The organism is Xanthomonas sp. 3058 (genome assembly GCF_014199765.1).
GTDB classification, from domain to species: Bacteria; Pseudomonadota; Gammaproteobacteria; order Xanthomonadales; family Xanthomonadaceae; genus Xanthomonas; species Xanthomonas campestris_B.
In genome coordinates, this window is record NZ_JACHOF010000016.1 from 42,877 (window position 1) to 65,132 (window position 22,256).

23 protein-coding genes and 1 tRNA gene are annotated in these 22,256 nt (G+C 65.6%); 2 read left to right on the forward strand and 22 right to left on the reverse strand.

Translation table 11 applies throughout. The annotated features are described in order from the left end of the window. Window positions 1–2: 2 nt before the first annotated feature. From nuoE to tpiA, 8 genes are all read right to left on the reverse strand, one after another. Window positions 3–530: an NADH-quinone oxidoreductase subunit NuoE gene (gene nuoE / locus GGR61_RS16560; protein ID WP_005991372.1), complete on the reverse strand. Its 528-nt coding sequence runs from the start codon at window positions 528–530 to the stop codon at window positions 3–5. Further along, window positions 527–1,834: an NADH-quinone oxidoreductase subunit D gene (locus tag GGR61_RS16565; RefSeq protein WP_184406789.1), complete on the reverse strand. Its 1,308-nt coding sequence runs from the start codon at window positions 1,832–1,834 to the stop codon at window positions 527–529. The genes nuoE and GGR61_RS16565 overlap by 4 nt, the downstream gene beginning before the upstream one ends. Then, window positions 1,831–2,583 carry an NADH-quinone oxidoreductase subunit C gene (locus tag GGR61_RS16570; protein WP_184406788.1) on the reverse strand — a complete coding sequence of 251 codons (753 nt, stop codon included), beginning with the start codon at window positions 2,581–2,583 and terminating at the stop codon, window positions 1,831–1,833. The genes GGR61_RS16565 and GGR61_RS16570 overlap by 4 nt, the downstream gene beginning before the upstream one ends. Before the next feature lie 36 nt (window positions 2,584–2,619). Continuing rightward, window positions 2,620–3,174: an NADH-quinone oxidoreductase subunit B gene (locus tag GGR61_RS16575; RefSeq protein ID WP_010371165.1), complete on the reverse strand. Its 555-nt coding sequence runs from the start codon at window positions 3,172–3,174 to the stop codon at window positions 2,620–2,622. Continuing rightward, entirely contained in the window at window positions 3,165–3,521 is a 357-nt protein-coding gene (locus GGR61_RS16580; protein ID WP_010371162.1) for an NADH-quinone oxidoreductase subunit A, read from the reverse strand. The genes GGR61_RS16575 and GGR61_RS16580 overlap by 10 nt, the downstream gene beginning before the upstream one ends. A 105-nt stretch (window positions 3,522–3,626) precedes the next feature. Then, window positions 3,627–3,711: transfer RNA gene (locus GGR61_RS16585), tRNA-Leu, on the reverse strand. A 49-nt stretch (window positions 3,712–3,760) separates the two neighbouring features. Beyond that, window positions 3,761–4,219 (reverse strand): preprotein translocase subunit SecG, encoded by a 459-nt coding sequence (gene secG / locus GGR61_RS16590; RefSeq protein ID WP_184406787.1) that lies wholly within the window; start codon window positions 4,217–4,219, stop codon window positions 3,761–3,763. A gap of 33 nt (window positions 4,220–4,252) precedes the next feature. Further along, on the reverse strand, window positions 4,253–5,008 hold the full coding sequence (gene tpiA, locus GGR61_RS16595; RefSeq protein ID WP_184622741.1) for a triose-phosphate isomerase: 756 nt from the start codon (window positions 5,006–5,008) through the stop codon (window positions 4,253–4,255). Window positions 5,009–5,120: 112 nt separating this feature from the next. Between tpiA and GGR61_RS16600 the strand changes: the two genes are divergently transcribed. Further along, complete coding sequence (locus GGR61_RS16600) at window positions 5,121–5,921, forward strand: SDR family oxidoreductase (RefSeq protein ID WP_184622742.1); 801 nt, start codon at window positions 5,121–5,123, stop codon at window positions 5,919–5,921. Window positions 5,922–6,122: 201 nt separating this feature from the next. On the opposite strand, the gene GGR61_RS16605 is transcribed toward GGR61_RS16600, so the two are convergent. The 10 genes from GGR61_RS16605 to trpB form a co-directional block, all read right to left on the reverse strand. Next, window positions 6,123–6,551, reverse strand: a complete 429-nt coding sequence (locus tag GGR61_RS16605; protein ID WP_184406784.1) for a group 1 truncated hemoglobin — start codon at window positions 6,549–6,551, stop codon at window positions 6,123–6,125. After that, window positions 6,551–7,423: a DUF3034 family protein gene (locus GGR61_RS16610; protein WP_221237419.1), complete on the reverse strand. Its 873-nt coding sequence runs from the start codon at window positions 7,421–7,423 to the stop codon at window positions 6,551–6,553. The genes GGR61_RS16605 and GGR61_RS16610 overlap by 1 nt, the downstream gene beginning before the upstream one ends. Continuing rightward, window positions 7,420–9,786, reverse strand: coding sequence for an EAL domain-containing protein (locus tag GGR61_RS16615; protein WP_184622745.1), 2,367 nt, complete (start codon window positions 9,784–9,786; stop codon window positions 7,420–7,422). The genes GGR61_RS16610 and GGR61_RS16615 overlap by 4 nt, the downstream gene beginning before the upstream one ends. After that, window positions 9,783–10,472, reverse strand: a complete 690-nt coding sequence (locus GGR61_RS16620; protein ID WP_184406781.1) for a methylamine utilization protein — start codon at window positions 10,470–10,472, stop codon at window positions 9,783–9,785. The genes GGR61_RS16615 and GGR61_RS16620 overlap by 4 nt, the downstream gene beginning before the upstream one ends. Window positions 10,473–10,674: 202 nt before the next feature. Then, the gene (locus GGR61_RS16625; RefSeq protein ID WP_184622747.1) at window positions 10,675–11,613 is read right to left on the reverse strand and encodes an isopenicillin N synthase family oxygenase; all 939 of its coding nucleotides are present in this window, start codon (window positions 11,611–11,613) and stop codon (window positions 10,675–10,677) included. Between the two features lie 128 nt (window positions 11,614–11,741). Next, window positions 11,742–13,091, reverse strand: coding sequence for a phosphoglucosamine mutase (gene glmM / locus GGR61_RS16630; protein ID WP_184622749.1), 1,350 nt, complete (start codon window positions 13,089–13,091; stop codon window positions 11,742–11,744). Between the two features lie 83 nt (window positions 13,092–13,174). After that, a complete protein-coding gene (gene accD, locus GGR61_RS16635; protein ID WP_184406778.1) occupies window positions 13,175–14,059 on the reverse strand; it encodes an acetyl-CoA carboxylase, carboxyltransferase subunit beta in 885 nt (294 codons plus the stop codon). Between the two features lie 499 nt (window positions 14,060–14,558). Continuing rightward, window positions 14,559–15,365, reverse strand: coding sequence for a tryptophan synthase subunit alpha (gene trpA, locus GGR61_RS16640; RefSeq protein WP_184406777.1), 807 nt, complete (start codon window positions 15,363–15,365; stop codon window positions 14,559–14,561). Window positions 15,366–15,405: 40 nt separating this feature from the next. Further along, window positions 15,406–15,615, reverse strand: coding sequence for a hypothetical protein (locus tag GGR61_RS16645; RefSeq protein WP_184406776.1), 210 nt, complete (start codon window positions 15,613–15,615; stop codon window positions 15,406–15,408). Then, complete coding sequence (trpB, locus tag GGR61_RS16650; protein WP_184622751.1) at window positions 15,615–16,832, reverse strand: tryptophan synthase subunit beta; 1,218 nt, start codon at window positions 16,830–16,832, stop codon at window positions 15,615–15,617. Before trpB ends, GGR61_RS16645 begins: the two co-directional genes overlap by 1 nt. 106 nt (window positions 16,833–16,938) lie before the next feature. On the opposite strand from trpB, the gene GGR61_RS16655 reads away from it, so the two are divergent. Next, window positions 16,939–17,865, forward strand: a complete 927-nt coding sequence (locus GGR61_RS16655; protein ID WP_184622753.1) for a LysR family transcriptional regulator — start codon at window positions 16,939–16,941, stop codon at window positions 17,863–17,865. Window positions 17,866–17,960: 95 nt separating this feature from the next. Here GGR61_RS16655 and GGR61_RS16660 read toward each other — a convergent pair whose 3' ends face one another. The 4 genes from GGR61_RS16660 to GGR61_RS16675 are packed head-to-tail and all read right to left on the reverse strand — an operon-like array spanning window position 17,961 to window position 21,737. Continuing rightward, a complete protein-coding gene (locus tag GGR61_RS16660; RefSeq protein ID WP_184406773.1) occupies window positions 17,961–18,629 on the reverse strand; it encodes a phosphoribosylanthranilate isomerase in 669 nt (222 codons plus the stop codon). Then, window positions 18,626–19,399, reverse strand: a complete 774-nt coding sequence (truA, locus tag GGR61_RS16665; RefSeq protein ID WP_184622755.1) for a tRNA pseudouridine(38-40) synthase TruA — start codon at window positions 19,397–19,399, stop codon at window positions 18,626–18,628. The genes GGR61_RS16660 and truA overlap by 4 nt, the downstream gene beginning before the upstream one ends. Before the next feature lie 38 nt (window positions 19,400–19,437). Continuing rightward, complete coding sequence (locus GGR61_RS16670) at window positions 19,438–19,836, reverse strand: VOC family protein (RefSeq protein ID WP_184622757.1); 399 nt, start codon at window positions 19,834–19,836, stop codon at window positions 19,438–19,440. Beyond that, window positions 19,833–21,737: a FimV/HubP family polar landmark protein gene (locus GGR61_RS16675; RefSeq protein ID WP_184622790.1), complete on the reverse strand. Its 1,905-nt coding sequence runs from the start codon at window positions 21,735–21,737 to the stop codon at window positions 19,833–19,835. The genes GGR61_RS16670 and GGR61_RS16675 overlap by 4 nt, the downstream gene beginning before the upstream one ends. Between the last annotated feature and the right edge of the window lie 519 nt (window positions 21,738–22,256).

Consider the following 22,256-nt stretch of genomic DNA (forward strand, 5'->3'; position numbering starts at 1 on the left):
TCTTACTCCAGCCCGTCCAGCAGCGCGTCGACCTTCTCTTTCGTCAGGTGCTCATGGTAATGGCCGTTGATGACCATCATCGGCGCTGCCGAGCAGGCCGCCAGGCACTCTTCTTCGCGCTTGAGGTAGACGCGGCCATCGGCCGTCGATTGCCCCAGCTTGCAACCCAGTTTCTTCTCGGCGTGCGCCAGCAGATCTTCGGCGCCGTTGAGCCAGCAGCTGATGTTGGTGCAGAACGCCACGTTGTGGCGGCCGACCTTCTCGGTCTCGAACATCGAATAGAAGCTGGCGACCTCGTAGGCCCACACCGGTGGCAGTTCCAGGTACTTGGCCACGCCGACGATCAATTCGTCGGTCAGCCAGCCCTGGTTCTGCTCCTGCGCAGCGTGCAGGCCCTGCAGCACCGCCGAACGCTTGCGGTCGGGCGGGAACTTGGCCAGCCAATGATCGATGTGCGCGCGCGTCTTGTCGCTCAGCACCACCTGCGGATCGACGTCGCGCGCCGCTTCGAAATTACCCGTCGCCTTCATCGGTCAACCTCACCGAAAACCAAATCGTAAGTACCGATCATCGCCACGACGTCGGCCAGCAAATAACCACGCACCACCGCGTCCATCGAGGACAGATGCGCAAAGCCCGGCGCGCGCAGATGCAGGCGGAACGGCTTGTTGGCGCCATCCGACATCAGGTAGCAGCCGAACTCGCCCTTGGGTGCTTCGACGGCGCAATACGTCTCGCCAGCCGGCACGCAATAGCCTTCGCTGAACAGCTTGAAGTGATGGATCAGCGCTTCCATGTCGTCCTTCATGCCTTCGCGGCTTGGCGGAGCGACCTTGAAATTGGTGACCATGACCGGGCCTGGATTGGCCCTGAGCCACTTCACGCACTGCTTGATGATGCGATTGGATTCGCGCATCTCGGCCACGCGCACCAGATAGCGGTCGTAGCAATCGCCATTGGTGCCGACCGGGATATCGAAATCCACCGCGTCGTACTTGGCGTACGGCTGCTTCTTGCGCAGGTCCCATTCGATGCCCGAGCCACGCAGCATCGGGCCGGTCATGCCCCAGGCGCGCGCCAGATCCGGGCTGATGATGCCCACATCGACGGTACGCTGCTTCCAGATGCGGTTGTCGGTGAGCAGCGTCTCGTACTCGTCCACACGCGACGGGAAGGTATTCGTGAAGTCTTCGAGGAAGTCCAGCATCGAGCCTTCGCGCGCTGCGTTGAGCTTCTTCAGCGCCCCACCCTTGTGCCAGCGCGATTCCTTGTACTTGGGCATGCGATCGGGCAAATCGCGATACACGCCACCGGGACGGTAGTAGGCAGCGTGCATGCGCGCGCCACTGACCGCCTCGTAAACGTCCATCAATTCTTCGCGCTCGCGGAACGCATACAGCATCACCGCCATCGCGCCCAGATCGAGCGCATTGGAACCGACCCACATCAGATGGTTCTTGATACGGGTGATTTCGTCGAACATGGTGCGGATGTACTGCGCGCGCTCGGGCGCTTCGATTCCCATCAGGGACTCGATCGCGCGCACGTAGGCGTGCTCGTTGCACATCATCGACACGTAATCCAGACGGTCCATATACGGAACCGACTGGTTGAACGGCTTGGACTCGGCCAGCTTTTCGGTGCCACGGTGCAGCAGGCCGATATGCGGATCGGCACGCACCACGGTTTCGCCGTCCATTTCCAGGATCAGACGCAGCACGCCGTGCGCCGCAGGATGCTGCGGGCCGAAGTTCATCGTGTAATTGCGGATTTCCTGCCTGCTTTCGACAGGATTGCTCGCGAAGGCATCGGTTGCCTGGCGGAACTCACTCACTTGGCGGTCTCCGACTTGCCCACTTCACCAGCGGCAGTCTCATAACGGGCATCGTCGCGAATCACGCGCGGCACACCGACGCGCGGCTCGACCGAGGTGACCGGCTCGTACACCACACGCTGGCGCTCTTCGTCGTAACGCACTTCGACGTTGCCGATCAGCGGGAAATCCTTGCGGAACGGATGGCCGACGAATCCGTAGTCGGTCAGGATGCGGCGCAGGTCCGGGTGACCATCGAAGACGATGCCGAACAGGTCGAAGGCTTCGCGCTCGAACCAGTTCACGCCCGGCCAGATATCGGTCAGCGATGCCACCACCGGCACCTGTTCGTCGGGTGCGTAGCAACGCACGCGCAGACGCTGGTTGTGCTGGTAGGAAATCAGCTGCGCGACCACCGCAAAACGCTGCTTGGGCATGTGTTGCGGATGCGCGCCGCCGGAGCTTTCCTGGCTGGGAAATTCGCCCCAGGCGAAACGGCCCACGGCCTTGCCTTCGACGCCGCGGCTGAAACCCTGCGACGACACGTCGGCGGTATCCCACTCGTCGCTGCCGTAACCCAGATGATCGACGCCGCACAGGTCGCTGAGCTGCTCGAAACCGAGCTCGTCGCGCAGCGCAAGACAGGTGGCGTGCCAATCGGCTGCAGCGACTTCCAGCGTCACTTCGCCGCGCGGCAATGCCACGGCAATCTGCGCACCGGCGAAACGTGCCGCAAGTCGGTCAGTGAAGGAGGATGCTTGCTCTGCCATGGGGGCTTGGCTGCTCTCGGTAGAAGAAGACGGGTGTCAGCGCGCGATCGTCTGGGTACGCCAGATCTTCTTCTGCAGCTGCAAGATGCCGTAGACCAGCGCCTCGGCGGTCGGCGGGCAGCCCGGGACATAGATGTCCACCGGCACGATGCGGTCGCAACCGCGCACCACCGAATACGAATAATGGTAGTAGCCGCCGCCATTGGCGCAGCTGCCCATCGAAATGACCCACTTCGGATCCGGCATCTGGTCGTAGACCTTGCGCAGCGCCGGCGCCATCTTGTTGACCAGCGTACCGGCCACGATCATCACGTCGGACTGGCGCGGCGACGGGCGGAACACCACGCCGTAACGGTCCAGATCCAGGCGCGAGGCGCCAGCGTGCATCATCTCGACGGCGCAACAGGCCAAACCGAACGTCATCGGCCACATCGAGCCGGTGCGCGCCCAATTCAACAGCGCATCGACGCTGGTGGTCACGTAGCCCTTCTCGAGCAGCGGGTTTTCGCCTTCCGGGCGCAGGATGTCTTCCACCCGGCCTTCCGGCATCGGGTTGGTCATCAGACGATCCAGGGTCTGAATCACTCCCATTCCAGCGCTCCCTTCTTCCACACGTAGATAAAGCCGAGGAACAACATGCCGACAAACAGGCCCATGGTGACCAGCGAGCGTGCGCCGATCTCCATGAACACCTGCGTCCACGGCACGATGAAGATGATTTCCAGATCGAACACGATGAACTGGATCGCGATCAGGTAGTAGCGCACGTCGAACTTCATGCGCGCGTCTTCGAACGCTTCGAAGCCGCACTCGTAAGGCGAGAGCTTGCGCGCATCCGGGGTACGCGGAGCGAGGAATCGACCGATCAGCATCAACACGATGCCGATACCGGTGGCGACGATCAGAAACAGCAGACTCGGCAAATATTCGGCCAGCACAGCGATTCTCTCTTGCCTCTGCCCGCACGCGCCGCGTGCCGGCATGGGGTATAGGCAGACCCCGCGCGCGGCATGCCGCGATGCGCAGGAACTGCAGCCAAACAATGGTGCCCAAGAGGGGACTCGAACCCCTACGACCTAAGTCGCTACCACCTCAAGGTAGTGCGTCTACCAATTCCGCCACCTGGGCATACGTTGCGCCGCTGGGCATCCCAGTGCGCAGCGTATTGTAACCGGCTTCAGCGTTTTTGTGCTGGTTCCGACGCGTTTTCTTCGCGTGCCGCAGGCGCTTGTTGCGCCGGTGCGGACGGGGCCGGAGCGGCAGGCGCCGGTTGCGACGGAGCGGTCGGAACCGCACCAGCGGCCGGAGCCTGCGGCAACGGCTGCGTCAATTCGCCCGCAGCGGCCGGCGCCGGCGTGGCCGACTGCGACATCACGCCCAGGTTCTGATCGGTGGGACGTGCGCCATGCGTGGCATACCACGCCATGAACAGGCTGATACTGAAAAACACCACTGCCAGCCACTTGGTCGACTTGGACAGGAAGTTCGACGCGCCCTGCGAACCGAACACGGTGCCCGACGCACCGGCACCGAAGCCGGAACCGGCCGCCGCACCCGCACCACGCTGCATCAGGATCAGCGCAATCATCGCCAGCGCGACCAGCACGTAGACCACATTGAGGATCAACATCAGCATTTCGAAATCCGTCCCCGGACAAAACTTAATGGGTTAACAAGCGGCCGCCGCGCGTGCGATGGCCAGGAAATCTTCGGCGACCAGTGACGCGCCTCCGACCAGCCCACCATCGACGTCAGGCTGCGCGAACAGCTCATGGGCGTTGTCGGGCTTGACACTGCCCCCGTACAGGATTGGCAGCGAATCGGCAATTCTAGCATCCGCCTTTGCGACTTCGCCACGCAGGAACGCATGCACGGCCTGGGCCTGTTCCGGGCTGGCGGTACGGCCGGTGCCAATGGCCCAGATCGGTTCGTAGGCCAGCACCGCCCGCGCGAAGCCCTCGCTCCCCACCAACGCCAGCACTGGTTCGAGCTGGGCACGCAGCACCGCCTCGGTCTGGTCGGCTTCGCGCTGTTCCAGCGACTCGCCCACGCACAGCACCGGAATCAGCCCGGCGTGGATGGCGGCAGCGAACTTGCGCGCCACCAACTCGCTGGTCTCCTGATGGTATTGACGGCGTTCGGAGTGGCCGACCAGCCCGTATTGCGCACCGACATCGACCAGCATGGTCGCCGAGACCTCGCCGGTGTAGGCGCCCTTCTCGTTGCTGCTGACGTCCTGGGCTCCAAAGAACAGGTGATGCGCTTCGAAGTCCTCGATGAGGTCGCCCAGGTAAGGCAGTGGCGGCAGGATGACGACATCGACACCCTCCAGGGGCATGTGCGCGGCGACTTTGGCCACCAGTTCGGTGGCGAAGGTGCGGCTGCCATGCAGTTTCCAATTTCCGGCAACGATCTTTCGACGCATCAGGTGCAGGTTCCTGAGTGGAAGACAGCCCACAGAATAGCCCATGCGTTGTCGGCAACCGGCACACTTCTGTCCATTGCCTGTCCCCTCCCTCCTGCAGCAGGAACCCGCCATGTCCGTTTCGCCTGTCTTCGCATTGGTCACTGGCGCCTCCAGCGGCATCGGACGGGAAATTGCGCGGGCTTACGCCAGGCGCGGTGTGCCGCTCCTGTTGACCGCGCGCCGGGTGGATCGGTTGCAGGCATTGGCCGACGAATTGCGCGCGCAGGTGCGAGTGGAAGTGCTGCCCGCCGACCTGGCCGACCCCGCGGCGGTGGAAACGTTGGTAACGCAGATTCAGCGCAACGGCTGGACGGTGGGAACGCTGGTCAATAACGCCGGCTACGGCGTGCCGGGCCGTTATCAACATAACGACTGGGCCACGCATGCGCGCTTTCTGCAGGTCATGGTCGGTACGGTGTGCGAGCTGACCTGGCGACTGCTGCCGATGATTCGCGCCAGCGGCCAGGGCCGCATTCTCAACGTGGCCTCGTTTGCCGCGCTGACACCCAGCGCCGATGGACAGACGCTGTACGCAGCCAGCAAGAGCTTCATGCTGCGCTTCAGCGAATCGCTGGCGCTGGAAAACGCCGACTGCGCGGTCAAGGTCTGCGCGCTGTGCCCCGGATTTGCGTGGTCGGAATTCCACGATGTGACCGGCACCCGCGCGGCGATGTCCGCCCTGCCCCGCTGGGCGTGGCTGCAGGCCGACGATGTGGCCGAGTACGGCATCAAGGCACTGGAGCGCGGCCAAGTGCTGGCGGTGCCGGGATGGCGTTATCGGTTGGTCAACGCCGCACTGCACCTGCTACCGCATGCGCTGGCATTGCGCCTGATGGCGCGCGGCTCGCATCGGGTGCGTCCATTGGATTAAAGACGTTGTGCGTCGATTGGCCGCGACATCGTGCACGTGCACTTTCGCCCACACGCGTTTCCACGACGTCGGGCGGCTGACACCGCGGTGTCAGCGGTCGTCAGGATAGAATCGTGCGCAATCCCCACGGCACAGGCATGGCACATGCTGCACCAAGCATCGGGACTGTTCGCGCCTTTGCGGCGGTGCAAGCAGCCACCCTCAGTGGTTGACGATCTCGCCATGCATGGCGGCCAGCCGCGCGAGCAAGCGATTCTGCGTGCGGCGCGGAATCTGCCGTTGATCCATCGCCCAGTTCAGATCCTCGACCAGGGCGTTGAAGTCGCCTTCGCGTATCGCCAGATGCGCATGCGCCTGTTTCATCGACTTGGCAGTATCCGGGCACGGTCCGTCGCTGACATGGCAGAACTTCTGTACCAGGCGCTCGTTGAGCATCACGATATTGACGCGCGCGAACTTGTCGACGATGCGTTGATCGTCGGCAATACGCGACAACATGGTTTCCACCAGCGCCTCGATTCCGGCCTGTCCGCCGAGTTCGTCGTAGAGCGTGGGGCGCGGCTGCGTGGTGGCGCAGGCACTCATCAGGCCCAGCACGCACAGCAAGGACCAGCGCAGCCGTCGTTTCATCAGAACGCTACCTGCAAGGAAAGATAGGGACCGCGTTGATCGGTCAGCGTGGCGATATCGCCCAGCTCGGCCCAGGCGGCGGTCAACGACACATGCTTGCTGGGAAACCAGGCGACAAATCCATCCGCCCAGGCCTGCTCGCGCGCAAAACCCAGGTTGTTCGGCTTGTCGCGATATTCCACACCCACTACCCACGACGGCGACAGCACGACTGCGGCACTGGCTTCCGCTACAAGTCGATAACCGTTGCGACGATCGCCGCCGAAGCCGAGCAAGCCGGTCTGATTGGCGCGGGTGGCGCGTAGCGTGCCGTTGAGCAGCAGCTGATAACCGCCCGCCCCTTGCAGCAACAACCGGCTGGCGCTGAGGTAGACATCGGTGCCGTGATCGTCGCGCGCGCCGATCGCCAACGGCAGCGTGCCATCGCGCAGCCGCTTGTATTGCACCCCCACGCTGACCTGCGGCGCCCGCCCGTACACCAGATCACCGTGCAAGCGCAGCTTGGCGCCGAACACATCCTGACCGAGCGCATTCCACGGTAGACCCAGGCGATCCTGCAGCGTCCTCAGATCCAGCCGCTGCCGGGCCAGCGAGAGTTCCAGGCGGTTGCCGACAGTGAGCGCAGCGCCCTGCACATCGAGCCGGTAATCGCCGCTGTCCACATGCGTGGCGAACAGCACCGTGCCCAGTTCGTCGCGTGTGCCATAGCCGGACAACGTGGCCCACGGCACGATGCCGCCACCGCCGCTGCCTTCGATCGTCGACACCCCGCCGGTGGCGAGCAGACGCCCGTCGCCGGCGATGCCAAGCGCCGGCACCAGCACAGCGGCGAACACGGCAACGGTCAGTGCGTTGCGCAGGCGCTGCCTCATCGGTGCGCTCCTGCCTGCGCCATCGGCGTCCTGCCGAGTTGACGCATGCACCAGGCCACCAACGGCGCTTCCTCCAACGGCGGCGCGTACAGATAGCCCTGCACCATATCGCAGCCGTAGCTGCGCAACAGCCCCAACGCGGTGTCGTTCTCGACACCTTCGGCAATCACGCTCAACCCCAGGTTATGGCCCAGATCGATCGTGCTGCGCACGATGAAGGCATCGTCGGTGCCTTCTGCCAACTGCATGACGAAGCTCTTGTCGATCTTCAATTCGTTCACCGGCATGCGCTTGAGTTGAGCCAACGAGGAATAGCCGGTACCGAAGTCGTCGATGGACAGGCGCACGCCGACGCTACGCAACTGGTGCAGCATATGCAGCGCCGATTCCACGTCGCGCATCAAGGCGCTTTCGGTCAATTCCAGCGTGACGGACTGCGCCGGCACCGCATGCCCTTCGAGGCGGGCACGCACGAAATCGGGCAAGCCGGGGTCGGACAGATCCAGCGCAGACAGATTGATCGCCATCCCCAGTTCCAGTCCCTGCTTGCGCCATTTCGCCTGGCAGCGCAAGGCCTCGTCCAGCACGTAGCGGGTCAGCGAATGGATCACGCCGGAGTGCTCGGCCAGTGGAATGAATTCGTCCGGGCCGATCGCACCGAGCACAGGATGGTGCCAGCGCATCAGCACCTCGACCTGTTCGACCTGGTCGCTGCGCAGGCAGATCTTCGGCTGGAAGCGCAAGGTCAACTCGTTGTCGCCGACGGCCTGGCGCAGATCGCCGGTCAGGCGCAAGCGCCGCAGATGCTGCTCGTCCTGGCCCAGCCGATACACGCTGGCGCCGACGGTGGTGACGTTGCCGCCTTGACGGCGCGCAATGTCGGCGCGCCGCAACAGGGTGTCCGGGTCGGCACCATGCTCGGGAATCAAGGCAATCCCGATACTGGCTTCCAGCTGGATACGTGCCTGCGGCAAGGCCAACGGGCGGCGCAACTGCAGCAGCAGGCGCTGCGCATCCTGCTGCACGGTGGCCGCATCGGCGTGCGCCACCACCACCATGAATTCATCGCTGCCCAGGCGCCCGACCAGATTGGGCTCCTGCACCACTTCGGAAAGCCGACTCCCGGCTTCGACCAGCACCTGATCGGCAAAATCGTGGCCCAGGCTGTCATTGAGTTCCTTGAAGCGTTCCAGGTCCAGGATCAGCACCGCCGCGGTGCCGCCGCAGGCTACAGTCTGATCGACCACCTGTTGCAGCCGCTCCAGCAACCAGATCCGATTGGGCAGCCCGGTCAGCGCATCGTGGCGTGCCTGATGCAGGATGTGCTGCTCGCGACTGGCGATCTGGTGCTGCATGCGCCCGAAACTGTCGGCCAGCTCGGCCAGCTCGCGGCCCGGCGGCACTTCGAGCGCGGTGTGGTAATCGCCGCGCTGGATGCGCCGTGCCGCCTGTACCAGTTGCGCAACGGGCTTGCTCACACTGCGCGCCAGAAAGATCGCCACTGCGAGCGCGGAAGCGGTCGCCAGCCCGGCCAGCAGCAGGATGCGCAACTTGAGAATGCGATACGGCGCCACCGCGCGATCCAGCGATGCCTGCAACGCAACCCGCACATGACTATCGCCCTGGACCGATTGCAGTTTGACCAGATAACGCGACTGCCCCAGCGTCAATGGAATCGACGCCGCCTGCACATGCTCCGCGTCGGGCAACTGTCGCGCGAATTCCGCACGCGCCGCCGGCTCCAGGGTGGAGGCCAGCACGCGCACGGGTGGGCCATCGGTAAAGAAGGTGGCATCCAACCCGGTGGTGCTACGGAAATCCTGCGCCAGGCCATCGCCGGATTCGTTGCCGATCGCGATCCAGCCCACGCGGGCGGGCGCCAGCACCTGCACCACCGCCAACCGCACGATCTGCCGGTCCAACGCGACCACGCCAACCGCATGCCCATCGCGCTGCGCCTGCTGCAGCAAGACCTGCACTGCACGCAATTGCTCGGCCTGCGGGACGTCGGCCAGCCCGGTCAGGAATTCGCCATCCGGCGACAACAGCACGGCGGTCTGCGCCGACATGCGCGCGGCATGGTTGCGCAGTGCCGATTGCATGGTCGGCACATCGCCACTGGCCACCGCCGCGCGGAAACCGAAGTCGTCGGCAAGCACCGAGGCCGCCTGCGTCAGTTGTTCATCGCGCCGCATATTGATGCGTTGCCAGACGCGCTCGCCGATCAGCAGTTCTTCGCCGAGCTGCGCCTTGACGCTACGCTCGGTCGCCACCTGCACCGCGATGAAGGTCAACGCCTGCGTCGCGAGCACGACCAACACAAGCAAGGCCGCGATGCGGGTATGCAAGCGCATCGCCTTCACGGTTGCGGCTTCTTCGGATCGGCGCGGCGGAATTTATCCTGCAACGCGCGCACGCGCGGATCCGGCGGGGCGACCATCGGGGCGGCACCAGTGGTCTGCAGGACCACACGGCGCTGCACGGCATCGCGTGCGAGCAGCAATGGCTCGGCCGCCGGGGCGCCCTTGATGCGCGGATGCCATACCCGCAATGTGTAGCTGCCTGCAGGCGCATCGAGCTGCACGCGCCCGTCGCTGCCGGTCTTGCCGAAGTAAGGCGTTTCCAGCACCACGATATAGCCCAGCATCCAGTCATGGATATTGCAGCCAACGGTCACCAGGCCGGCTTGATCGAACCGCACCGGTGTCGCCGTGCTGCCCTGAAACAGCGGCAATTCGAAGCGTTTTGCGGCAGAGAACGAATACACCTGATGCTGGATCTGATCGTTGTTCGGAAACCGCACCAGGGTGCCGGTGCGCACCGCCAACACGGCCGGCACGAACTGCGAATTGACCTGATCCATCTCGACGGTCTTGGCTGCCGTCGCGGCAGCCGGACGCGCCGGCTCCAGACTCACCACCGCATCGACCAACATGCCATTGGCATCGACCACGGTCACGCTGACCGCAGTCGCCATCGCCGAGGTCGCAACAGCGGCGGCCAGCAGCAAGCAACCAAACCCTACCCGTTTCACTCTCTGCTTTCGCATGAACCCGCGCCCCCATTGCACTCTGCAGCGGACGCCGGCCAAGTCCGACATCGCGCTCGCGATCAGACTGGGTTATCGGCCGAGGTGAACGCAAGCTTTAACCGGACGCGAGCGATTATCGGTGAATCAAACTGTGCAATCGGTCATTGCTTGCAAGGCGCGCATCGCTGCGCGCCTTGCCGTAATCGATGCAAACGGCGCGTTACTTCAGTTTGATTTCGCGCAGACGTTCTTCCAGAAAACCATGCGCGGTGATCGGCTCGGGATAACGGCTGGGATTGTCGGCACTGATGCACGAAGGCAGCACGTCGATCAGGAAATCCGGATTGGGGTGCAGGAAGAACGGCACCGAGTAACGCGGCTTGCGCGCTTGCTCGCCCGGCGGATTGACCACGCGATGGATGGTGGACGGATACACATGGTTGGTCAGGCGCTGCAGCATGTCGCCGATGTTGACCACGATGGTGTCGGCGTCGGCGGTGAACGGCACCCACTCGCCATCGTTGGAGCGCACTTCCAGGCCAGCGGCGCTGGCGCCGACCAGCAGGGTGATGAAGTTGATGTCGCCATGCGCGCCGGCGCGCACATTGGGAATGTCGTCGCTGGTGATCGGCGGGTAATGGATCGGTCGCAGGATCGAATTGCCGTGATTGGTCTTGTCGACGAAATAGTCCTGCGGCAGGCCGATATGCAGCGCCAATGCCGACAGCACGCGCGACCCCAGTTGATCCAGCTGCTGGTACAACCGATAGCCACGCGCGCGGAAATCGGGCACTTCGTCTGGCCACAGGTTCGGCTGCATCACCTCGCGGTACGGCGAGTCGTCCGGGATTTCGCGGCCGATGTGCCAGAACTCCTTCAGATCGAAATGCTTGGAATCCTTGGCGGTCTCCACGCCGAACGCGGTATAGCCCCGCGCGCCGCCGCTGCCGGGCACGTGATAGCGACGCTTCACCTCTTCCGGCAGCGCGAAGAACGCCTTGAACACGTCATACGCACCGTCGATGTCGGCCTGCGCGATGCCGTGATTGCGGATGCCGGCAAAGCCCCACTGCCGATAGGCCGAACCGAGCTCGGCGACGAAGGCGTCGCGGTCGCTGTCGAAACGGGTGATGTCCAGGGTCGGGATGCGGGCGCTCATACGGATATCTGCAGTCGAGGTCGAAAAGGGCGAAACAGCAATGGCCAGCCAATCAGATCAGCAGGCGATACAGCAGGTAGAACGTCGCGGCCTTGGCCACGACCACGCACACGCCAATGACGATCGACTCACGCCGCGTCACGCACTGCTCCGGAGAGTCGGTCGAGGGTGTCCTGCATCAGGCCGGCGTCGTCGGCTTCCACGGTCACGCGCACCACCGGCTCGGTGCCGGACGGACGCAGGAACGCACGCCCACGGCCCTGCACGGCGGCTTGCGCCTGCTGCAGCGCCTGCTGCACGCCGGTCGCATCCACGACGGCCTTGGCCGCGCCGCCCTGCAGCCGCACGTTGACGGTCTTCTGCGGCACCTTGGCCAGCCCGCTCAAGGCCTCGCGCAGGCTGTGCCCATCGCGGCCCAGCGCTTCGAGCACCTGCAACGCGCTGACGATGCCGTCGCCGGTGGTGGCACGGTCCAGGCACAGCAAATGGCCGGAGGTCTCTCCGCCCAAGGTGCCGCTGCCTTCGACCAGGGCCTGGTGCACATAACGGTCGCCGACCTTGGCGCGCTGGAACGGGATGTTCAATGCGGCCAGCGCCTGTTCCAGGCCGTAGTTGGTCATCAAGGTGCCGACCACCGTGCCGGTGAGCCGGCCGCTGGCCTGCCACGAGCGTGCCAGGATGTAGAGCAGGTCGTCGCCATCGACCGGATTGCCCTGGTCGTCGGCCATCAGCACGCGGTCGCCGTCGCCGTCGAAGGCGATGCCGAGCTGGGCGCCACTCTCGCGCACCTTGGCGGCGAGGTTGTCGATATGCGTGGAGCCGACACCTGCGTTGATATTGAGCCCGTCCGGCGCCGCGCCGATGACCACCACGTCCGCACCCAACTCGCGGAACAGCATCGGGGCGATGTGGTAGGTCGCGCCATGCGCGCAATCCAGCACCATCTTCACTCCGTGCAGCGTGAACCCGCGCGGCACGCTGGCCTTGCAGAATTCGATGTAGCGGCCGATCGCGTCGCGGGTGCGGATCGCCTTGCCCAGGTGCTCGGACTCCACCGTGTGGAACGGCTCGTCCAGCGCGGCTTCGATCGCCGCTTCGGTCGCGTCGTCGAGCTTCTCGCCTTCGGCGGAAAAGAACTTGATGCCGTTGTCGTAATGCGGGTTGTGCGACGCACTGATCACCACGCCAGCGTCGGCGCGCAGCGTGTTGGTCAGGAAGGCGATGGCCGGGGTCGGCATCGGGCCGATCAACTGCACGTCGGCGCCTGCGGCGACCAGACCGGCTTCCAACGCGGCTTCGAACATGTAGCCGGAAATGCGGGTGTCCTTGCCGATCAACACCAACGGGCGCTTGCTGCGTCCCCGGGTGAGCACGCGGCCAAGCGCGTTACCCAGCCGCAATACGAAATCGGCCGAGATCACGCCCTGCCCGACCCGACCGCGGATGCCGTCGGTGCCAAAATACTTACGACTGCTCATGCGCTGCGGTGTTCCTGCCTAACGGGTGGACGCACGCGCCACGACGCGTGCGACGGTGTCGCGCGATCGCGCAACGACTCGGCTCATGCGGCCGCGTCTTGCGGATGCGGCTGACGCATCATCATCGTGGTCAACTCGGCAATCCGGTCGCGCAGGTCACGGCGGTCGCAGATCTGATCGATGGCGCCGTGATCGAGCAGGAATTCCGAGCGCTGGAAGCCTTCCGGCAAGGTCTCGCGCACGGTCTGTTCGATCACGCGCGGGCCGGCGAAGCCGATCAATGCATGCGGCTCGGCGATGTTGATGTCACCCAGCATCGCGAACGAGGCCGACACGCCACCGGTAGTGGGATGGGTCAGTACCGAGATGTACGGCAGGCCCGCTTCGCGCAGGCGACCGAGCGCGGCGGAGGTCTTGGCCATCTGCATCAGCGAGAACAGGCCTTCCTGCATGCGCGCGCCGCCGCTGGCGGAGAAGCACACGAACGGGCAGCCGACTTCCAGTGCCACTTCGGCCGCACGTGCGAAGCGCTCACCGACCACCGAGCCCATCGAGCCGCCCATGAAGGCGAAATCGAATGCGGCAGCGACCAGTGGATTGCCCTTGAGCATGCCGCGCACGGCGATCAAGGCGTCGTACTCGCCGCTGCTTTTCTGGCTGGCCTTGATGCGCTCGCCGTAGCGCTTCTGGTCCTTGAACTTGAGCACGTCGACCGGGCCGAGCTGGGCGGCGATTTCGGTGAGCGGGCTATCCACATCGAACAGGGCCGACAGGCGCGCGCGCGCGCGGATCGCCATGTGGTGGTCGCACTTCGGACACACCTCCAGGTTTTCCTCGAGCTCGGGCCCGTACAGCGCGCTGCCGCAGTTGCTGCACTTCTCCCACAGGCCCTCGGGGACGCTGCGCTTCTTGGCCGGGGTGTTCTCGGTGCGGATGCCGGAGGGCATCAATTTGCTGAGCCAGCTCATGCGTGTATGACAATCCATGCAGGGCGGCCGCACGGGCCGCAGAGGGGCGACAGTCTAACGCGCTGCGGGAAGGCCGAGGTAGCGCAGAGGATGAATATGGGGTTGCGGTGGCAATTCGCAGGCTTGGGCCAGCGCGGTAGTGGTTGCGCGGGGGCTTGGAGGAAAGGCGGGGGGCTGCGTCGCACGCGTTCTGACTTGCGGAGCTTGTGGTCGGGATGCACTTGGCGTTGCCTGCGGCCTTCACGCCCTCACCCCCCCACGCCCTCACCCCAACCCCTCTCCCGCAAGCGGGAGAGGGACTCCACTGCGACAATCGATCGTCTGCCGACCCCGCAGCTACACCGCAACGACCAATGCCTGCCTTCTCCTGCCGCTACACCGCAACGACCAATCGCCTGCCTTCTCCCGCCTGCGGGGGAAGGTGCCCGAAGGGCGGATGGGGGCAGAGCGCGCCGGGGGATCCACACAGTTCCTCTTCCCCGCAAAAGGAGCTTCGTTCCTAGTGCTGGTCCAGCGCCTGGCGGAGCGGCGTCAGAAAGGCCTCGGCGCATTCGCGGGCAGCGCGCACGTCGGCGGCGTCGGCCAGCGCGGCGACCAGGGCGCTGCCGACCACCACGCCTTCGGCATCCACGGCCATGGCGGCGGCGCTGGCGGCGTCCTTGATACCGAAACCGGCCACCACCGGGGCGCCGGCACGCCGGCGTAGCTGGCGCAGGCGATCGCCCGCCGCGGTGGTGTCGAGCAGATTCGAGGCGCCGGTGACGCCGGCGAAGCTGACGTAATACAGATAGCCCTGGGCGCTGCTGCACAGCATGTCCAGACGCTGCTCGCTGGTGGTCGGCGAGGCCAGCGCGATCAACGCCAGGCCGACCTCGGTGAAGATTTCGCGGGTCTCGGCCGCTTCCTCGGGAGGCAGGTCGACCAACAGCAGGCCATCCACGCCGGCAGCGACCGCGGCTTCGGCGAAGCGCCGCGTGCCGTGGATTTCGATCGGGTTGAGGTAGCCCATCAGCACCACCGGCGTGGTGGCGTCCTCGCGGCGGAATTCATGCACCGCTTCCAGCACATAGGCCAGGCCGGCACCACGGCCCAGCGCGCGTTCGGAACTGCGTTGGATGGTGGGGCCGTCAGCCATCGGGTCGGAAAACGGCACACCGAGTTCGATGACGTCGGCACCGGCACGCACCAGCGCATGCATCACCGGCACGGTGGCCTCCAGCGATGGGTCGCCGGCGGTGATGAAGGGAATGAGCGCCTTGCGGCCGTCGGCACGCAGACGTTGGAAGGTTTCGTCGATACGACGCATTGAAAGACCTTGCAGAAGTTGGAGAGGCGGTGCGACCGCGTTACTGGATGTCCTGGTACATGGTTGCCGGTAGTTCGGCCAAGGCCTCCGCCTCGACCTCCACATCGAAACTGTCCAGGCAGCAGCCACAGCCGGTGTTTTCCGAAAGAAAGCGCAGCTGCGCCTTCCAGCGGCCCAGCCAGTCGTCCAGGAGTTCCTGTTCGCCGGGATTGTCCGCCAGCGCAGTGACGGTGACCCGCCGCCGCACCATCAGACTTGCACGCCTTCGCGTGCGGCGATGGTGTGCACGTCCTTATCGCCACGGCCGGACAGGTTGCACAGGATCAGCGCGTCCTTGGGCAGCGTGCGCGCGAGCTTGATCGACTGGGCGACCGCATGGCTGGATTCGAGCGCGGCCAGGATGCCCTCGGTATGCGCCAGCAAATGGAACGCCGCCATCGCCTCGTCGTCGGTGATGCCCTGGTAGACCACGCGCCCGCTGTCGGACAGGAACGAATGCTCCGGGCCGACGCCCGGGTAATCCAGGCCGGCGGAGATCGAATGGGTTTCTGTGATCTGGCCGTCGTCGTCGCAGATCACATAGGTGCGGTTGCCGTGCAGCACGCCGGGGCGCCCGGCCGCGATCGAGGCGGCATGACGGCCGGTGGCGATACCGTCGCCGGCCGCTTCGGCGCCATAGATCTTGACACCCGGGTCGTTGAGGAAGGCATGGAACAGGCCGATCGCATTGCTGCCGCCGCCGACGCAAGCGCTGAGCGCGTCCGGCAGGCGGCCGAAGTCTTCCAGCATCTGCGCACGCGCTTCGCGCCCGACGATCGCGTTGAAGTCCCGCACCATGCGCGGATACGGATCCGGGCCGGCCACGGTGCCGATGATGTAGAAGGTGTCCTGCACATTGGTCACCCAGTCGCGCATCGCTTCGTTCAGCGCGTCCTTGAGCGTGGCCGAGCCGGAGGTCACCGGCACCACCGTCGCGCCCAGCAACTTCATGCGGTAGACGTTGATCTTCTGCCGCTCGATGTCGGTGGCGCCCATGTAGACCACGCATTCCAGCCCCAGCCGCGCGGCCACCGTGGCACTGGCCACGCCATGCTGGCCGGCGCCGGTCTCGGCGATGATGCGGGTCTTGCCCATGCGGCTGGCCAGCAGCGCCTGGCCGATGGTGTTGTTGATCTTGTGCGCGCCGGTATGGTTCAGGTCTTCGCGCTTGAGCAGGATCTGCGCGCCGCCCACTTCGCGGCTGAGCCGTTCGGCGTGGTAGATCGGGCTGGGTCGGCCCACGTAATGCTTGAGATCCTTGTCGTACTCGGCGATGAAGGCCGGGTCCTGGCGCGCCTGGTCGTAGGCGGCAGCCAGTTCCTGCAACGGGCCGATCAAGGTTTCGGCAACGAACCGACCTCCGAACTTGCCGAAGTGGCCGGCAGCATCCGGATAGGCGTGAAAGTCACTGATGGGCTGGGCCGACATGGGAATCCTCTGCAGCAATGCGGTCGTACGAGAGTGGTCACTCTAGCGCAGCCAAGGCGAGCGATAAATCGATAAGATTGCTGCAACCTGTGATCTGGACTCACATATGAACACTCCACTTCCGCCGCTGGCAGCGCTGCGCGCCTTCGAATCCGCCGCTCGCCTGCAGAGCGTCAGCCGGGCCGCACAGGAGCTGCACGTCACCCACGGCGCCATCAGCCGCCACGTGCGCGCGCTGGAACAGGCCCTGGGCGCGGCGCTGTTTACCCGCCAGGGGCGCGGCCTGGTGCTCACGCCTGCCGGCGCCCGGTTGCGCGATGCGACCGGCGAAGGCTTTGCGCTGATCGGCGCCGCCTGGGCGGCGTTGCACCGCCCCGCCAACGAGGCGCCATTGGTATTGGGCTGCTCAGGCAGCCTGCTTGCGCGCTGGGTGATCCCGCGCCTGGGCCGGCTGCAGCAGGATCTGCCGCAGCTTCGCCTGCACCTGTCGGCCAACGAACAACCACCCGGCCCGGCGCTGGATGGCCTGGATGCGGCACTGCTGGTGGACAGCCCGCCCTGGCCAGGCGAATGGCAGGTGCATGAGCTGGGAGTGGAGTGGATCGGCCCGGTGCTGAGCCCAAACCTAGCGCGGGCCGCCCGGATCGATGAAAAAACGCCCGCCGCCTTGGCGGACCACCCCTTGCTGCACACACGCTCGCGCCCGCAGGCCTGGCCGGAGTGGGCGCAGGCGCACGGCGTGGCGCCCGAGGCACTGCGCTTCGGTACCGAATTCGAACATCTGGTCTATCTGCTGGAAGCTGCCGCCGCCGGCCTGGGCGTGGCAATCGCACCGCAACCGCTGGTCGCGGCAGATATCGCCGCCGGGCGACTGCTGGCGCCATGGGGATTTACGCCAACGCGCGGACGCTGGGTACTATGCGCCGCAAGGCGCAATCCGGATCCACGCATCGAGCGGCTTGCCGCCTGGTTACGCGATGCGCTGAGCGACGATCAGCTGCATACGCCAGCACCGAGTGCTCAGCGCAGTTGAACCCAACCATCAAGCAACCGCGTCATCGGCCAGCAGGCAACCAAGCGATCGAAAGCCGCAATACACCTTTTCAGCGCAAATCACCGAATCCCGAATCACGCCATCTCGTGACAGTCGGCGCGGCGCACTTCTTCGACGAATCGGCGCATCTTGTGGCCGTCCTTGATGCCCGGCGCCTGTTCCACGCCGCTGGACACGTCCACACCCCACGGCAGCGTGGCCACGATCGCGTCGAAGACGTTTTCGGCGTGAATGCCGCCAGCCAGCAGGAATGGCCGATGCAGCCCGGTCGGCAACCGCGACCAATCGAAGGTCTTGCCGGTGCCGCCGCCTGCGCCCGGCGCATGGCTGTCGAACAGGAAACCGGCGGTATTGGGATAGGCCAATTGCAAGGTGCGCGCGTTGGCGTCTTCGCCGCTCACACCCGCGCCGCCCATCGGCACCGCCTTGAGATACGGCAGGTTGAAGCTGCGACAGAACGCGTCGTCTTCTTCGCCATGGAACTGCAGCAGGGTCGGACGCACGGTACGCACCACTTCGCGCACTTCTTCCTTGGAATTATTGCGGAACAACGCAACCACATCGACCATCGGCGCGGTGGCCTGGCGCATCGCGCGCGCCTCGGCCGGGGCCACGCGACGCGGGCTGCCATGCGCAAAGATGAAACCCACCGCGTCCACACCCAGCTCGCCTGCCAGTCGGATATCACCGGCGCGGGTCATGCCACAAAACTTGATACGGGTGCGGTACAGCGATCGATTCATTGGGTAACCTCAGCGGGCAGATGCCACTCTGCGGGATACAACGGCCCGATGAAGACCAGGCCTTGTGGCGGCGCGGTCGGCCCGGCCACAGTGCGGTCGCGTCCGGCGAGCAATGTCGCGATCCAGTCGGCCGGTTGTTCCCCGGTTCCGATCAGTATCAGCGAACCCACAATATTCCGCACCATGTGATGAAGGAATGCATTGGCCTGGACCTGCACCTCCACCACTTCGCCAAGGCGGCGCACGCTGATGGCCTGCAGATTGCGGCGCGCATGCAAGGCCTGGCATTGCACGCTACGAAATGCGCTGAAATCGTTCTCGCCCAACAACGCCTGCGCGGCCGCATGCATCGCCTCGGCATCCAGCGGACGACGCTCCCAACTCAAGGTCTGGCGGTACAGCGCCGGGCGTATCTGACGATTGAGCAGGCGATAGCGGTAGCGACGTGCGCGCGCGGAAAAACGCGCATGGAAATCGGGTGCCGCCGGCACGCACCAGCGCACTGCGATCGATGGTGGCAGGCGCGCGGTGGTGCCCAACATCCAGCCGCGCGGCTCGCGGCGCGCGTCGCTGTCGAAGTGCACCACCTGACATTCGCCATGCACGCCGGCGTCGGTACGGCCTGCGCAGACCACCTGAATCGGCGCATCGGCAACCGAGGACAATGCGGCCTGCACGCTGGCCTGCACGCTTGGCCCACCATGCTCACCCAACTGCTGCCAGCCCTGAAACTCGCTGCCGTCGTACTCCACGCCCAGCGCGTAACGCATTGGAACCTGCCTGTGATTGAATCGATGGGGCGCGTTGACTAAAGCGCGGCGCGCTCGGACCACACCGCCAGCGTGCTGCCACCCGGCTCGCGGAAATGAAACCGGCTACCGCCGGGAAAGCCGAACACCGGCTTGACGATCTCGCCGCCGGCAGCACGCACGCGCTCAAGCATCGGCGCCAGGTCGTCGGCATACAGCACCACCAACGGGCCGCCTTCTGCCGGCGCTGGCGCAGTGGCCCGATAAAAGCCTCCGTCCAGACGGCCATCGTTGAAGGCCAGATAATCCGGGCCGTAGGCTTGAAACTGCCAGCCGAACACCGTCTCGAAGAAGGCGCGGCTGGCTTCAGGATCGCTGGACGCAAATTCCACGTAATCGATCCGACGTTCGCGTGCGGCCGCCTGTGCTGCGCTGAGGCTGTCCATCGCCGGGCTCATGCCAGCCGCTCCAGCAACGCGGCGGCTTCGGCGCGGGTCGCCTCGTCACCGGTTGCGGCAACTTCCAGCAACAGACCACGCGCAGTGTCCTTGTCGCCAAGGTCCAGATAGGCCACCGCCAACTCGAGACGATCGCGCCCTGCGGAGGCGAACTCCCTGTACGTCGCCGCACTGGACGCAGCCACCGGAGCGACAGGTGCCTGATCGGCATCCAGGCTGTCCTGCGGGCTGCTGCCCGGTGCCGCCGTGGGCGCCTCGTCGACAGCGGGTTCCGGCGCGATCCCCTTCCCGTTGACAGCGTGCTCCGGCTCCATCGACTCGACGTATGCGGGCACCGCGTCATCCTGCTGCGGACCCACCACCGCCACTGGCGGGGTGGCACGCAGCGAGCGCCAATCATCGACCGCCGGCGCCGCAGCAGGCTCGGACAGCAGCGGCTCGCGCCGCAGCATATCCGAGAGCGGTTGCTGCGCCTGGTGGGTACGCTCCTCTTCGCGCAGATCGACCTGCTCGAATTCGGTTTCATGCAGCACCTCGCGCTCGCTGGCAACGGTCGGCGATGCGTCCTGCGGCGCGGCGGTGTCCGCTGCTGCGATCGCAGGCGGCACGAAGTCGAACTGGCGACGTGGCAGCGGCGGCAACGGCGACGGTTTGCGGCGACGTGCGGCCAACCACGCGACCACTGCCGCCACGAGCAACACCAGCGCGCCAATCAACCACAACGGGAAACCGCCGTCCTGCTGGGCCGCTGCCGGGGGCTGCGCCAGGCGCTTCTGCGCGGCCGCCAGGTCGGTGTCCTTCATCGCGATCAGGGCTTGCTGTTGCTGCTTGAGTTTTTCCAGATCGGCCACGCGGGTGCGCAGATCCTGCAATTCCGCATCGCGGGTGGCGATGTCTTCCTTGGCCTGTTGCAACTGTTGATTGGCCGCCATCTCGCCCTCGCCTTCGGCACTGGTGCCGGACGTGGCGCCGGCCTTGTTGGTCTGAATCGGCACCGCCGGGGCGATTTCGAGCCGCGCGCCAGTCGTGGCGGCCGTGCTCGCAGCAGCAGGCGCAGGCGTTGGAGCAGCACCGGCCTGGGCCGGTTGCGGGACTGCCGAACGCGCCTGCCGCCATTGGGCGGCCTGTTCGCGCACCATCACCGCCGCCTCGGCGGCGCCGACCTGCGCCAGCGCCTCTTCCTGCGGCCTGCGCAGCACCGCGCCCTGCTTGAGCCGGTTGATATTGCCGCCGATGAAGGCATCGGGGTTGGTCCGCAGCAGTGCCAGCATGGTCTGATCCAGCGAATGCTCGCTGGAGCGTGCCACTGCTGCGGCGATTTCCGACAAGGTCTGCCCCGCACGCACTGCCGGCAAGGCATCGCCGGCCAAGGATGAGGCGGCACGCGCAACAGGGCGTACCGGCGCAACGCCAGCGCCGTCCTGGCTGGAGCGCTCGTCCACTGGCACAGGTGCGGCCGCCGGTTCGCGCGCGATGGCGTTGCCGGCGCCGGCGCGCGGGGCTTCGATGCCCGGCCCGGCGCTTGCGGCGGCGGTGTTGGGCGCATCGACCAGTGCGGAATACTCGCGCACCAGTCGGCCCTGGCCCCACTCCACTTCGATCAGGAAGTTGATTGCCGGCTGGTCCACCGGCTGGCTGCTGGTCACGCGGATCACCGCACGCCCGCGCGCGTCCTGTGCGAACTGGAACTGCAGGTTGCTGACCAAGCCCTGCGGGCGTTCCAGCCCGACCCGCGCAAAGGTGGTGGCCGATGCCAAGGCCACGCGTGCGTTGTCGAGCTCGCCGGGCTCGTTGGAAATGACCGGAATCTCGGCCACCAACGGCTGCCCGGGCCTGGACAGTACCCGGATATCGCCAAGCCCCAACGCCATGGCCGCGCCGCTGCAGGCCATCAGCAGCAGCGCACCTATTGCTTGTATCGGACGCATCGCGCCCCTGCCCCTATGTTTCATGGGCATCAATATAGCCGCTGGATGGACGAAAAAGTCGGCCCCGGCATGCAGAGCATTGGGGCGGTCTCAATGGCGCACGGTGTGACATGCCGATGTGACCGATGCAGAGCAGCGACCACGTCGCGGCTTGCGCGCGCATGCGTCATGCGCCGCGCCGCACGGATGGCGATGGCGGATGGCGGATGGCGGATGGCGGATGGCGGATGGCGGACATGTTGCGATACGCCGATGGCGTGCAGCTACCGCATTGCCGTCGATCTACACGTGTGGATTGCCGCTTGATACAGGAGCGAGCACGCCCGCTCCTGCAACGTTCACGGTGGTATCCGAGCTGGGCTGAGGCCTGCAGTTGGCCCGGGCGTGCAGCCGCGACAAGGACATCGCGCCGGCATGCGGCATGCGCCTGGAAAATCGCGCGGGCAGCATGGCAACGCATACGAGCGCACCACAGCAGCGCACTGCTACGCG